Source organism: Providencia stuartii, assembly GCF_029277985.1.
Lineage (GTDB): Bacteria > Pseudomonadota > Gammaproteobacteria > Enterobacterales > Enterobacteriaceae > Providencia > Providencia zhejiangensis.
In genome coordinates this window covers 2,783,909-2,797,247 of the sequence record NZ_CP119546.1, presented here as the reverse complement: position 1 = coordinate 2,797,247, position 13,339 = coordinate 2,783,909, and the positions used below count along the sequence as shown (strand labels likewise).

18 protein-coding genes are annotated in these 13,339 nt (G+C 40.7%); 3 read left to right on the top strand and 15 right to left on the bottom strand.

From position 1 onward, the window contains the following. Positions 1–32: 32 nt before the first annotated feature. Genes gpM through P2E05_RS12395 form a run of 3 tightly spaced genes read right to left on the bottom strand, consistent with a single transcriptional unit; the run spans position 33 to position 2,668 of the window. The gene (gene gpM, locus P2E05_RS12405; protein WP_276122796.1) at positions 33–725 is read right to left on the bottom strand and encodes a phage terminase small subunit; all 693 of its coding nucleotides are present in this window, start codon (positions 723–725) and stop codon (positions 33–35) included. Beyond that, entirely contained in the window at positions 725–1,810 is a 1,086-nt protein-coding gene (locus P2E05_RS12400; protein ID WP_276122795.1) for a phage major capsid protein, P2 family, read from the bottom strand. The genes gpM and P2E05_RS12400 overlap by 1 nt, the downstream gene beginning before the upstream one ends. Positions 1,811–1,834: 24 nt before the next feature. Further along, positions 1,835–2,668 (bottom strand): GPO family capsid scaffolding protein, encoded by an 834-nt coding sequence (locus P2E05_RS12395; RefSeq protein ID WP_276122794.1) that lies wholly within the window; start codon positions 2,666–2,668, stop codon positions 1,835–1,837. Between the two features lie 143 nt (positions 2,669–2,811). On the opposite strand from P2E05_RS12395, the gene P2E05_RS12390 reads away from it, so the two are divergent. Further along, a complete protein-coding gene (locus P2E05_RS12390) occupies positions 2,812–4,569 on the top strand; it encodes a terminase ATPase subunit family protein (RefSeq protein ID WP_276122793.1) in 1,758 nt (585 codons plus the stop codon). Further along, positions 4,569–5,591 carry a phage portal protein gene (locus P2E05_RS12385; RefSeq protein ID WP_276122792.1) on the top strand — a complete coding sequence of 341 codons (1,023 nt, stop codon included), beginning with the start codon at positions 4,569–4,571 and terminating at the stop codon, positions 5,589–5,591. The genes P2E05_RS12390 and P2E05_RS12385 overlap by 1 nt, the downstream gene beginning before the upstream one ends. Before the next feature lie 141 nt (positions 5,592–5,732). Here P2E05_RS12385 and P2E05_RS12380 read toward each other — a convergent pair whose 3' ends face one another. Further along, positions 5,733–5,930 (bottom strand): hypothetical protein, encoded by a 198-nt coding sequence (locus P2E05_RS12380; protein ID WP_276122791.1) that lies wholly within the window; start codon positions 5,928–5,930, stop codon positions 5,733–5,735. 230 nt (positions 5,931–6,160) lie between these two features. Between P2E05_RS12380 and P2E05_RS12375 the strand changes: the two genes are divergently transcribed. Continuing rightward, on the top strand, positions 6,161–7,717 hold the full coding sequence (locus P2E05_RS12375) for a P-loop ATPase, Sll1717 family (RefSeq protein WP_276122790.1): 1,557 nt from the start codon (positions 6,161–6,163) through the stop codon (positions 7,715–7,717). 70 nt (positions 7,718–7,787) lie between these two features. Here the strand turns inward: P2E05_RS12375 and P2E05_RS12370 are convergent, their stop codons facing one another. From P2E05_RS12370 to P2E05_RS12320, 11 genes are all read right to left on the bottom strand, one after another. Continuing rightward, positions 7,788–10,175, bottom strand: coding sequence for a replication endonuclease (locus tag P2E05_RS12370; RefSeq protein WP_276122789.1), 2,388 nt, complete (start codon positions 10,173–10,175; stop codon positions 7,788–7,790). Further along, a complete protein-coding gene (locus P2E05_RS12365; RefSeq protein WP_276122788.1) occupies positions 10,168–10,491 on the bottom strand; it encodes a DUF5405 family protein in 324 nt (107 codons plus the stop codon). The genes P2E05_RS12370 and P2E05_RS12365 overlap by 8 nt, the downstream gene beginning before the upstream one ends. After that, positions 10,491–11,297 (bottom strand): DNA adenine methylase, encoded by an 807-nt coding sequence (locus tag P2E05_RS12360; RefSeq protein ID WP_276122787.1) that lies wholly within the window; start codon positions 11,295–11,297, stop codon positions 10,491–10,493. Before P2E05_RS12360 ends, P2E05_RS12365 begins: the two co-directional genes overlap by 1 nt. Next, positions 11,290–11,586: a DUF3850 domain-containing protein gene (locus P2E05_RS12355; protein ID WP_276122786.1), complete on the bottom strand. Its 297-nt coding sequence runs from the start codon at positions 11,584–11,586 to the stop codon at positions 11,290–11,292. The genes P2E05_RS12360 and P2E05_RS12355 overlap by 8 nt, the downstream gene beginning before the upstream one ends. A gap of 2 nt (positions 11,587–11,588) precedes the next feature. Next, positions 11,589–11,810, bottom strand: a complete 222-nt coding sequence (locus tag P2E05_RS12350) for a TraR/DksA family transcriptional regulator (RefSeq protein ID WP_239354132.1) — start codon at positions 11,808–11,810, stop codon at positions 11,589–11,591. Then, complete coding sequence (locus P2E05_RS12345; RefSeq protein WP_276122785.1) at positions 11,803–12,063, bottom strand: DUF2732 family protein; 261 nt, start codon at positions 12,061–12,063, stop codon at positions 11,803–11,805. The genes P2E05_RS12350 and P2E05_RS12345 overlap by 8 nt, the downstream gene beginning before the upstream one ends. A 68-nt stretch (positions 12,064–12,131) precedes the next feature. Beyond that, positions 12,132–12,515: a DUF5347 family protein gene (locus tag P2E05_RS12340; protein ID WP_276122784.1), complete on the bottom strand. Its 384-nt coding sequence runs from the start codon at positions 12,513–12,515 to the stop codon at positions 12,132–12,134. Positions 12,516–12,524: 9 nt separating this feature from the next. Beyond that, positions 12,525–12,686 carry a TetR family transcriptional regulator gene (locus P2E05_RS12335; RefSeq protein ID WP_276122783.1) on the bottom strand — a complete coding sequence of 54 codons (162 nt, stop codon included), beginning with the start codon at positions 12,684–12,686 and terminating at the stop codon, positions 12,525–12,527. After that, positions 12,683–12,922: a hypothetical protein gene (locus P2E05_RS21685; protein WP_276122782.1), complete on the bottom strand. Its 240-nt coding sequence runs from the start codon at positions 12,920–12,922 to the stop codon at positions 12,683–12,685. The genes P2E05_RS12335 and P2E05_RS21685 overlap by 4 nt, the downstream gene beginning before the upstream one ends. 13 nt (positions 12,923–12,935) lie before the next feature. Beyond that, the gene (locus tag P2E05_RS12325) at positions 12,936–13,139 is read right to left on the bottom strand and encodes a DNA-binding protein (RefSeq protein ID WP_276122781.1); all 204 of its coding nucleotides are present in this window, start codon (positions 13,137–13,139) and stop codon (positions 12,936–12,938) included. Between the two features lie 3 nt (positions 13,140–13,142). Further along, positions 13,143–13,334: a hypothetical protein gene (locus P2E05_RS12320; RefSeq protein WP_276122780.1), complete on the bottom strand. Its 192-nt coding sequence runs from the start codon at positions 13,332–13,334 to the stop codon at positions 13,143–13,145. Positions 13,335–13,339 lie beyond the last annotated feature (5 nt).

Genomic DNA, 13,339 nt, shown 5'->3' with positions numbered 1-13,339 from the left:
GGCGTTAACCTAAGTTGTGCCTCTGTGCCGCCCTAGCGCTGTGGCTCGTTCTGTGATGCTGTGTTGGCTTGTTGCTGCTTTTCTAAGTACTTCTCAAGCTGCTTTAAGTCTTGCTTCACACCAACACGTTCATTTAATTCAAGCGCTCGCAACCATGAGCAGGTTGCCGGTTGTGGCTGATTATTGTCTCGTTGGGCATAGCCTAACCACTTGTAAAGGTTTGCTCGTACTTGGTCGGGCATGTCTTCATCAAGGGTTAATGCCATGGTGCGAGTAAGGACATCTAAGGGGATCGGGCTTTTGGCGATATATTGCTTTTCAGCTTGATCGGCAATCTCTTCCGCGATAGCACAACCGGTTGTTCGAGTGTGTTTTTCGGGCATGCTGAGGTTATAACGCAAAGCATATTCAGCAATATCTAGCGTGCCGTGATAATCGCCAGCATCGATACGCCAAAGCATGACGCGCATGGTGACATCATCTTGCTGACCTCTGCCACTGGCCAAAATACCCGCCACCCATGGAGCATAATTGGGTAGCATTTCCCGCTTCACGCTGGCTTTACGTTCAAATGACTGAATACGCTTTAGCCGGCGGCGGTCAGCGTTCATCATTAATGTCATTTGGGTGTAAGCCGTACCGGTTTGAGTGATGGGATCACGTTGTTGCGCGTCCTTTTCAGCACTCATGCGGATAACGTGACGACGAAAAATGCTACCACTCATTATGCGCCTTCCTCTTCTGTCTCAGTTTCTTCGGCTTTAGGCGCTTTGACTGGCGCTGTAAGCATTTCGATATTTTCAATTAAGGCCACGCCGCGATAGTCTTCAACCACATAAGCCTCATTGACTGACTCGTAGTTTTCGATTTGATCGCGTTTCGGGTTATCAATAATATGACGGCGGCGGGTCTCGTTCTGCCAGTAAATCGACAAGTTATCGAGACGCGTGACAAATAACGCATTTTCAGGGAAATACGGCGCGCGAACGGCTTGTAATCCACCGATGCGTTTTTGGCTGATGATCATATCAGCGGCCAGTTTTTCGCTGTTTTCTTGGTCTTTATTGACCAGCGGGAAATATTTGTCACTTAGCAGCTTGCGACCACAGATCACCACAATGTCGGTGTCATCTTGGTACTCTTCATCAATCAAATCATCAACAGCACTCATAACCAGTGCGTCGAGGTTGAAGAAGTCACCACCGGCACCAACGCGAATAGTTTTTGAAATTACTGCGCCGTTCTCATCTTTGACATCACTCACGACATGCTCAGGGGCATCATTGCGGACTTTTTGCAGCCAACCAATATTGACGTCTTGCAACAATTTATTCACTTCACGATTGGATTTTTTGGCACGAGTCACACCGTTAAAACCAATCATGATGCGGTCAAGCGCTTGGCGGCGAATGATCGCGTTACGAATACGTAGCTGGAAATCTTGGAATTTTGCCCATAAATCTAATTTTTTATATTTCAATGCGGTATCAAAGTTGGTTTGCTCACACTTATATTCAATATCCGTCAGTGTGCTTGGGTCTGTCGGCACACGGTCTTCTTTGGTGGTGTCGGTTGTGCCGGCAATGGTGGAGCCAACACCCAAGCCGATCACTTGGCCAGACTGCTCGTCAACAGGAACAATATTAATCATGGTCAGAAAAGCGGCGCTTTGCTGAATGTTATCTTCCAGTTTCTGAGAAATTGAGGGATTGACTTCAACTTTGGTCGAAAGCGCTTCAACCTCAACTTCAAACAATGAAGCCAGTTGTGTCAAAAATGCATTAAATTGAAATCGGGTATGTTTTTTCATGTCTGTTCTCAAATTAGGGGCTAATTAGCAATCCGTCAGATATTCCGCCGCCGGTGCACCACTATTGCCCAGCGATTGAGGGCGTTGTTTGCCGCTGTGATCAGTGTTGGTTAACTGGGTTTTTAGTTCAGCCAGTTCAGTGCGTAGCGCTTTCAGCTCATCGCTGTCTTTTTGGCGATCGTTTAATTGCGCTTTCAGAGTAGTGACCTCGGTTTGTACGTCATCAATCGTTTTGGCGCACAACTCAACGCTTTTATTGACGTCCGTAAAACGGGCATCATCGTTTTTACTTTTGCGGCCAATAATTTCACTAATACGAGCAAATAAAGATGGACCTTTTGGTTCTTCGGGTTGTTCGTCTTCAAACTCAAAAAGCGTCTCTTCAGCCGCAGTGAAAACGTTGTCTTTTGATTGTTTGCGTTCTGAAAGTGGGTGAGTGCCACTGTTTTGACTGAATTGCAGCATTTCAGTGCCGAGGCTTGCAGGGCGATCAGTGACCGCGAGGCCAACTAAGTAAGCCTCGCCAGTATCAGAAAATTTGGGGCTAATCTCGACAGAGGTATAAACTTTTTGGCGTTTTTGGTTCATTTGGATCAAGTCGTCAGTCGGCGATAATTTTGCATAAAGCCCTAACTTGCCCTTTAGTGCGCCTTCAGTGATCTCTTCGGTATAGACGGAATCAACATCACCAAATCGAGGCATCCATTCATAATTCAAATGCTCAAGATTAATGCGCGCACCGTAGACCTTCGGATCGTAATTCTTTTCAATTTCAGTTAACCAATTGCGAGGTACTGTGCGTCCATCTGTCGTGGCTCCTTCAACACAAATACGCACTGGCTTTGATTTTTTCGCCATGTAATGACTCCATCAGTCACATCAGAATAATGGGCTTATGGTTTCAGTGTTTGCGGCACAGAGACAATGATTCACTGTTGTAAAGGGTGGGGATACAACACAAGGCGAGGGCGCGGAATAAATACGACCAGTAATCTGACCGCATGAAACTATTACACGATTTTGAACCCCGTAAACGCGCGATGCACCTGTATTTTCAAGGTTACAGGATCGCGCGCATTGCTGAACTGCTTAACGAAAAGTCAGCGACTATTCACAGTTGGAAGCGCCGCGACAAATGGGATGATATCACCCCCGTTGAGCGCGTTGAAATGACACTTGAGATGCGACTTTGTACGCTAATTAGCAAAGAAAATAAAGAGGGGAAAGACTATAAAGAAATCGACTTACTTTATCGCCAAGTAGAGCGGCATGCCAAAATTCACAAGTATCAAAACGGTGGCAATGAGGTTGATTTGAACCCGAAACTAGCCAATCGCAATAAAGGTGAACGCCGAGCCCCTGAGAAAAATTTATTTAGCGAAGAGCAGATTGAAAAGCTGGAAGAAATCTTTCGTGAAAATATGTTTGCCTACCAAAAGGTTTGGTACGGGGCAGGCCACAAACACCGTATTCGTAACATTTTAAAATCACGCCAAATCGGGGCGACTTACTTTTTTGCCCGTGAAGCCTTTATGGATGCACTCACAACAGGCCGAAACCAAATATTTTTATCGGCAAGTAAAGCCCAAGCGCACGTATTCAAAGGATACATCATTGATATGGCGCGAGAGGTTGATGTTGACTTAAAAGGTGATCCGATAGTTTTGCCTAATGGCGCAGCCCTGTATTTTCTCGGTACCAATGCACGGACAGCACAAAGTTACCACGGTAATTTATATTTAGATGAGTTCTTTTGGATACCTAAATTTCTTGAATTGCGCAAAGTGGCCAGCGGTATGGCGATGCATAAAAAGTGGCGTCAAACCTATTTTTCAACACCTTCAAGTCTCACACATAGCGCGTACCCGTTCTGGTCAGGAAAATTATTTAATCGCGGTCGCTCTAAAGCTGATCGCATAGAGATTGATATTAGCCATAGCGCACTTGCCGCAGGCAGACTGTGTGAAGATGGTCAATGGCGTCAAATTGTCACCGTGGAAGATGCGATAAAAGGCGGCTGTAATCTATTTGATATTAATCAGTTAAGGCTGGAATACAGCCCCGATGAATATCAAAACTTACTGATGTGTGATTTTGTTGATGATATCGCATCTATTTTCTCGCTAGAGCTAATGCAGCGCTGCTTAGTTGATAGTTGGGATGTATGGGAAGACTTTCAACCTGAAATGTACCGGCCTTATGGATATCGTTCTGTTTGGATTGGCTACGACCCCGCCAAAGGTACAGAAAATGGTGACAGTGCAGGTTGCGTAGTGATAGCGCCGCCATCCATGATGGGCGGATCATTCCGCATTCTTGAACGCCATCAATGGCGCGGTATGGATTTTCGCGCCCAAGCGGAAGCCATCAAACAACTGACCGAACGCTATAACGTCGAATATATTGGCATTGACTCAACTGGTATTGGCCACGGTGTTTATCAATCTGTTTTAGAGTTTTTCCCGCAAGCCCGTGAGTTTGTCTATAACCCTGCGATGAAAAATGCCTTAGTGCTTAAAGCATGGGATGTAATCAACAGCGGTCGCTTAGAGTTCGATGCCGGTGACACTGACATTATTCAATCTTTTATGGCTATTCGCCGTTCAACCACCGCCAGTGGTAACCGACCCACCTATGAAGCCAGTCGCAGCGAGGATGCCAGTCACGCTGACCTTGCATGGGCAACCATGCATGCGTTATTCAATGAACCGATCACGGGTGACAGTACCCAACATCATAATATCGTGGAGCTTTACTAATGAGCCGTAAAAATCGAAAAAAGCTAAATCAGTCGCAAAACACTGGCGGCGTAGAAGCGTTCACATTTGGTGAGCCGGTTTCCGTTCTTGATAGCCGTGAAATCTATGATTACCTTGAATGTGTCAGAATGGAAAACTGGTACGAGCCGCCGATTAATTTTAATGGATTATCAAAAGCGTTTCGTGCCGCACCGCATCATAGCAGTGCGATTTATGTCAAACGTAATATTTTAACCAGCACATTTAAGCCACACCGATTATTAGACCGGCAAACTTTCGATAGCTTTTCACTCGACTTTTTGATGTTCGGTAATGCATATCTTGAAGAGCGAACCAACAAACTCGGTGGATTATTAAAATTCAAACATACACCGGCGAAATATACCCGCCGTGGTACCGATGACGAGCAATATTGGTTTGTGAAATATGGCTATGAAAGTGAGCCGTTCGCATTTAATCAAGGTAGCGTATTTCATTTGATAGAGCCGGATGTGAATCAAGAGCTTTATGGCCTGCCTGAATACTTAGCGGCTTTACCTTCTACGTTGCTTAATGAATCCGCAACGCTATTTCGCCGCCGTTATTATCTGAATGGCAGCCATGCCGGTTACATCATGTATATCAGTGATTCTTCGCAATCTCCCACTGATATAGATAACATTCGTAAAGCAGTGCGTAGTAGTCGAGGACCAGGCAATTTCCGCAATCTGTTTTTGTATGCGCCAAACGGAAAGAAGGACGGTATTCAAGTTATGCCACTGAGTGAAGTTGCGGCCAAAGATGAATTTTTGAATATTAAGAATGTCAGCCGTGATGATATGTTAGCAGCGCATCGGGTACCGCCGCAGATGATGGGGATCATTCCACAAAACACCGGTGGCTTTGGTGATGTTGAAAAGGCGGCAAAGGTATTTGTGCGCAATGAACTGATACCACTACAAGCCAAGATGAAGCAGTTGAACGACTGGTGCGGGGAAGAGGTGATACAGTTTGAACCATATAAGTTAGATGATAACGAGTAAGTTACTCACTTCAGAATGAATATTACCGCCCACCGAGGCGGTATTTTTTCGCCTACAGGTAGGTGATCTCGATGGTCTTAATAATAATAAGACCCCATGATATTATACCAAAGCATCAGCACCAAGACGAATTAGCCGAAATTACTCCACATCAAACAGCGATTTAAGCGCGCTATACGCCATTGTAAGCAACGCAAAAATAATTGCTATCATGGTATGAATAATTGATTTTAACGCCGCTGTGATGCTGAGATTTTGCGGACGGATAATTAACAATAAACATGTCGCCGCGCAATCGTAGCCCCGCCACGCCTGCCCACTAAATCGGTCGGTTTTCATGCACCTGCACGAGATAGCCCGAACCGTACTAGCAGTAGTGCCGTACATAGATAACGATCCTTTATTGATCTTGCAGATTGTGGCGGGAAATTGCGGAAAACCGAACTTACTAGTAAGTTCGATTTTAATAGTTTAGTATCTTCTAGTTAAATCATAGATATGCAAATATAGCTATAAATGATTCTAAAAAATACTTATGACATATCGGTAAATAAAGTGGATTAATGAACATGAATATGCATATTTTTAGAAATAATGATGAGATTGGCAAGTTAGAAGCTGAATCTGACTCATATTTAGACTCTTGTTTCTATGAAACTAATATTTTTAAAGGAATAATGAACTTTGATTCATCCGAAAAAAATCCTGACTTTACTAAAAGAATTATCGTAGGAAGAACTGGAAGTGGTAAGTCAGCACTTCTAAGAAAAATAATTGATGAAGGAAGTATAAAAATTTACGATAAAATTGAAGCTGAAAATACTATATTTGAGCATGTCAAAAATAATGTGTTCATATCTTCACTCAGCGACAGAGGTATTGATTTAAGGGTGTTTTACAAATCATTATGGCTACATGCTTTACTTATCAAGGTGATACCTGCCCTACACAGAACAAGCTACCAAAGTTTTTTTAATTATATTAAAGACCTTATAGGCGGTAAAAAGAAGCCTTATAACCCTGAGCTTGCTGATGAATATATAAGCGAATTTAAAGATACTTTTTTTAATGATAAAGCTTTGGTTGAAATCAGTAATAAAATGCAACAAGAACTTTCAAGCAAAATAGCTATGAGCGGGATAGATATTGGCGGTAAACTTGGGCGAGAAGACACTCAGAAAATACAATCTGAAACATCTAGTTATGTTAGCAGAGAGCTAATTAGAAAACAAAAAGAACTAATTAAGATTTTAAATGAAGAATTTTCAGAATCTGGTCAATTTCGCATCATAATAAGTATTGATGATCTTGACCGCTCATGGTTAAGCTCAAGTGATATTAGATATGATTTTATAAATGCCTTGCTTGAAGCATTTAGAGAATTACTTAACATTAAATCCGTAAAAATTTTAATTTCTATAAGAACAGATATCCTAATGGGTATTTATAATAAAACTTTAAGGCAAGACGAGAAAGACCAATCATTAATATATGCAATTTCATGGAATAAGACTGAAATACGTGAAATAATCGACAAACGTATTAATCATTTAGTTAAAAATAAATATCAAAGTGCCAAAAATATATCTATGAAAGATATTTTTGATTTTGATATAAATGGAACATCCGCTGACGATTATATATTAAATAGAACAATGCTACGACCTAGGGACGCTATTAGCTTTGTTAACTATTGTCTCAAAGAGTGTGATGGAAGCGTCAGCATTGATAAAAATATTGTTTTGATGGCAGAAGAAAAATACTTTTCCTCAAGGAAAAGAGCTTTAGTTTCTGAGTGGGTAAGTATTTATAAAAATATATCAGTCTATGTTGATTCACTATCACTCCTTACTATTTCCGATTTCTCTATTGCGTTGATTGATGAATCTAAGAGAAACCTTATCTTAACCTATATACTTGATAAAGTATCTTCAACTGATGATGAATTACATTCAAAAATAGTAATGAATTTCGATGAATTAGTGAACGTCTGGTTTATAGTTGGAGTAATTGGAATAAAAATAGCTGAATCATTGGTTGTATATTCATCATATGACAAACCAAATTTAGATATAACGGATATGAATCGGACATTCGTTATTCATCCTCTATTTAATAGAACATAAGTTTCTTGGCTACATATTTAAATCATATCTGTGTAGCCTTATAATCGTACCAATCAATTGATTTGTTTTGTTATTTCCTTATTGCTGCAATTCTTTCTAACGCATCAATACATCGTTGATAATATTGATTTTGTATGGTTTTCTTTTTTTCCTGTAACGCTTGTTTTTGCTTCTTTTTGCCATCTTTTGTTAACTCTAATCTCAAACGTTTTCCATCAAATTTCATGTGATAAATGCCGTCACTTACCCCCATGCCTTTTATAAACATGCTTTCTAAATGGGAAATGTTGAATTCAAAACCGACTTCACGGGCAAAAGTGACTATTTCCAACTTAATTTTTTTATCACTTTCACTTAATTCTATTTTTGAAACCTGTCTCTGCTGCTTAGCTAGCGATTTTTCGCTTCCTACCGTGTTCTGAGCGTCTGTTTCAATAAAGGCAAAACCGTATTCCTCTATGTTGCATACTTCACCAGAGCAGCGCTCTGGCTCGTAAAATTGCACATCTGAAAGATTGGATGTGATCCGCGATCTACAGTTATTGACAGGACTCCGAGGCGCGCCGATGGCGCTTTTTAAAAGACCATCGCCCGCAGCTTCGGTGTTTTTCTTCACAATCTTGTACTGCCTGTCGCGAGTTTTGAGTGTCGGCTTGTTTGCAACAAGCTGATTGTAAATACCCACGACTTTCTGAACGTCTTCACCGTAAACATTCACATCAGCGACCTCGCGAGCAACACGTATTGTCTCTTCTTTACGACGAATACATGGACCACCTTGCGACATCACATACTCAAAGAAATCACCACCATCAGCAGCGGCGCGGACTCGCTCCGCAACATCACCAAGTTGATCAGCAATAGAAACGCCTCGTGGAAGCCGACGGCATTCGCGATAAGCACCTTTTGAAGGAAGTTTGTAGAAATGAAATTGCGGTATACGCCACGTTGAAGCCCAAGCAGTCACTGCTGCTGCCATGCTTTTTAAGTCTTTGCCGGTTTCGTGGTCTATCTCGCCATCAAGTGCATAACCGTCAATATTTTTAGCGATATACTTTGCAATGTAACCCACGGCACCGCCGCGATTCATGTGCTTACATTCGAAACGGTATTTATGTGCGCCGGCCTCGTCACCATCTTCTTTCAATGCGCGTTTACGCATAATTTCAATGGCTTTTGCCCGACTGGCTTTATCAACAAATAACAACATATGCCAGTGTGGCGTACCGTCATGATGCGGCTCAACAACACGAACCCCATAAACATCAATGTTATTGTCATTAAAGGCTGAACGAATACGCGACCAAACTTTAACTAAATATTGCTGCCCGTCTTTTGGTGTGTAGGCTTCATCTTTCCATTTACTATTAAGCACCGCGATCACGTCTTTCTTACGCTTACGCAGTTTTGTTGGATGATATTTAGAAGGGCAGGTCATGGTAATAAACATGCCGATATCACCGCGTTCTTTCGCTACACGTTCAATACCGGCCATTTGCGCCATTAATTCCATGCGACGAATTTCAGGGTTTGAAACACTTGCCATCACTTTATCGAACAGATCAAACCGCTCGCCCGTCTCTACGTCTTCAATATCCATGCCTTGTAAATACTGCATATTAGATAAACGTTGAGCTTGAACAGCTCGAATAGCTTGCTTACTGGCGTAGGGGTTGCGATTCTGGCAAACATCCATATTCGCGATCATCAAGGCTTCAAGCCATTGGGTGCGATGGGCTTTTAATTTGCGATACCAATAATCTGTGTTTGTTAGGCGCTGAACGGCGGCAATCACTTTGCGAACATCTAAATTTTGCTTTTTTTTGCCTCGTTTGCGATTTTTAAGTATTCGACAATAGGCTTGATAGTGAAGTGGTGATACATGTAGCCCTTTTGCTAATTCAGCTAAATGGCCATAGATTTTTGTTTGTGTTGAATCATCATAGATAATTTCACGATCGCCGTTATGGTGTTCGGTCAGCGTATCGCAATATTTTTCATATAAGCTGAAAAAGCCAGCCGCGATAGTTTCAGCCAGTTTTTTTACTGGTTTATCGCTAAGATCAAACAGTTTGTTAAATTGGCTCACTTCGACAGATAAACGAGTAGAAAGCGTCAATAATGCTTTTGCATCCATCTCGTAGCTTGAGTTTACAGCGATAAAGCGCGGCCAAATTTGCTCACGAAAACGGAAATACAAAAAATCATGTGCTTTGCGTAAACCTTTTTCTTTAATGAGGTTTTCATAATGTTTTTGATAGCGGTAGCGTAGAACGCGCGGCAGGGCTTCAATGTCATTTAAAATCGCTTGCCCCTGAACGACTTGTTCACGGGTAAGCGGTCTCTCTACATCAGACTTGTAATAACAATTCTCTTTAGGCTTATTCCACGGATACGGAAATACCATATCCGCAGTATAAGTTAACGGTTGCCACGTAAAATCTAATACCTTAGACATTTAGCGCACCACCCAAGGTTTCAGGTCGTAATGCGTTGATGGCCGTTTCACAACGGCGGGAAATAACATCTACTGCTTCACGGTAAACATCTAATGTTTTTATGCCTTTTCCTTTCACGTTTTGGACGTGATAAGAGGTCAATTCAATAGCCAGCATCCACGGATCAGAATGACAACATACAAGGCTATAGCTACGCTCAAAGCGATTAATTTCAAGTAATCGCCAAATGACTTTATTATTTTCAGTATCAACATGTCGCTGAATAGCAAAGCGTGTGCCGCTAATGTACACGCCGTTTTTAGGATCAAGTTCCATTACATGACCCCCTCTAAAACAGCAACAATTTCTTTGGCCGGCTTGCGGTTGCCTTTTGCTGATATAGTACGAGGCGCATCTATTTCATGGATTGTGAAACCTAAATCAGAATAAAGCTCTTTGGCATCAGGTGAATTAGAAACCGTGATCGGATTGCCTTGAATATCATTGATATCTTTTAAAGCAATAGCTAATGCCTCGTGGTCTGCATCAGAAAAACCGGCGGTATGATATTGAGTAAAGTTATTACCCATGTATGGCGGGTCGCAATACACGCCGTCATTATCTTCAACTAATGAAAGTGTGTCTTGCCACTCAAGGCAAACAATATCGGCATTTTGGGCTTTTTCAGAAAATGAAATAATTTCATTTATTGGGTAGTATGTTTTTTTATATCTACCATAAGGAACATTAAATTCGCCTTTAGAGTTATAGCGACATAACCCATTGAAACAATGACGATTTAGATATAAAAAACGAAATGTATGATTAAAACTATCAGGCGGCAGAATATTAAATAAATTACGTTGGGCTTTATAATTAAATTCAGTATTTAAGTTTGGCCATTCAAGCTCTTTTTTTAAAAAGTACTCAATGTCATCTTGTACCATTAAATACAAGTCGATTAGATGACTATTAACGTCAGCAATTAAATACCTTTCATAATCAGTATTCATCATCACAGCACATGAGCCGGCGAACGGCTCAACTAACCGTTTTGCTTTTGGTAGGTGCGGGCGTAACTGTTCAATAATGCGAACTTTAGAGCCAGCCCACTTTAGGATGGTTTTAATTGGTTTAGCCACGATAATTATCCTCTGTTCGAATAATTGAAAAGGAAATCATCACAAATTCAGGTAACGCCCTTAGCTCTGGGTAAACATCGTTAATTTTTGTAATATCAGTGATTAGGCATGAAATAGCGCTTCCAGTGTAACTAGCATATGGTTTATTGATTGAATTGAATTCACGCAAAAACAACTCATCACCCACCTGAAAATCTCTATCGGCACGGCGAAATTCAGCTGTTTTCAAACCATCTTGAACCAATTGAAAATAACGAGGTGCCACTTTAAGCTCGTGTTTCCTTTTCATCGTTACACGCTCCGATAATGTTTACTTTTAAGCTCAAAAATCGTTTGGCAGTCAATGCAGCGAGTGCAACCCTGTGATGCAATGCGGCGTGCTTCTGAAATAGGCTTGTCGCAATCTTCACATTCAAAAGCGGAAACACTGACTAGGCGATTAGTAATGGTTTTGATTTGTTGATCACGCATGAGCATTTCGTGGTCGCTGGCGCGGTCAATTTCTTTAGACATAATCTAACTCCGCCGCCAGATTTGAGTAATGTTCAGACTCACCAACTAATAACTGGTGAATTTGTTCGTCGTTCATTTTTTCTTTAAGTATTTTGCAAGCGAGTAAATCAAGACGAGATGAGAACTTATCAAATAATGTTTTACGTTCATCTTCTCTGATGGCCTTAATGCTTATGGCCACAGCGGAGTAATCACGTTCACCTGTAGCAAGGTCAACACCAATTAAAATTGGTTTCACTTCTATATTTTTCATAATAAAAATCCCATATTCAGAGTGTAGAAATCCCTGACGCGTCAACGTCATTAATTTTTCAGTTATGGCTAAATAGGCATTGCTATATTTTTAGGTAATAGCGCTGCGAGTGCTTTAATTTGATTAATCGCTGTAATAATTAATTGTTTTTCCCCTTTATTAAATTCATCAAAACTTAATTGATGTTGATTACTTTTAATACCTGCTAAATAAAAAATCATACTTAGCGCTCGCTCATCGTTTAATCTTAAATATTCAATAAAGCCTGCTAATTCTCTATTATCTGGATTATCCTTATTTAGATGAAAAAGCGATGTTCTAACCCTTGATGCCTGATTTAAACCTTCAGCTCTTTCGGTTAGAGATTGTCCAGTACTCTCATAATTTTTGATATTGCCTAATAACTGAATAATACCTTGTGCTTTAGATTGTTCAGTCGTTGAGCTATTCATAGCTAATACTTAAATAGAAACCGTGACTAAATAGAATAGAAATAAAGCACCAATAGCCATAAATAATTTATCTGCTACTGATAGTTTCTTTTCTTGCTTTTTATGTTTGAAATTATTAACAGATGAGCCTGTTAGCTTGTGTTTATACTGTTGAAAATGTAATTGACTCATTCTACTTTCTCCGCTCCGTTAAAAACGAATTTATTAATACCAGTATGAATGCCGCGCATTGCATATAGTTTATCTATATATTCAGCAGCAGAATCAATTGAATCAGATAAACCAAACTCTTGCTCATTAAGTTGAACACTGTAATTGTGTTTACGCTGAGTACCTTTTTTGACCCTTAACTTTATAATTTTAAAGCCTCGGTATTTAAAACTATGCGTTGATATTTGCGTAACCATAAAATAACCTCTATCAACTATTTCTGATTGCATCTTTCAGCATCGCAATCATGTTGATTTGAACTTTCTCTTTCGCACCTTTCTTAGGTCTTATAATTATGTCGCCACGATGCACCATTTTTCGCACTGTCTCTAAAGGTATACCTGTCAGCTCTGAGTATTTATTCACAGAAACGTAAGGCGCTGAGACACTAAACTCATAAGTGATATTGCTCATAAATTACCTCTGCGCTATTACTTTCAGGCCTTCAAGAAACACAAGGCGCGCCATTGCTGATTTAGAGCGGCTTTCTTGCTCTGCTAATACTTCTAATTCGATATTTTCGCTTTCTAATAATCGCATAGGAATCAGTCTCTTATTCCCGCCAGATGCAGTTAAACGCGATCTAGGTACATTTTTTTCTTGTGTCATAATGT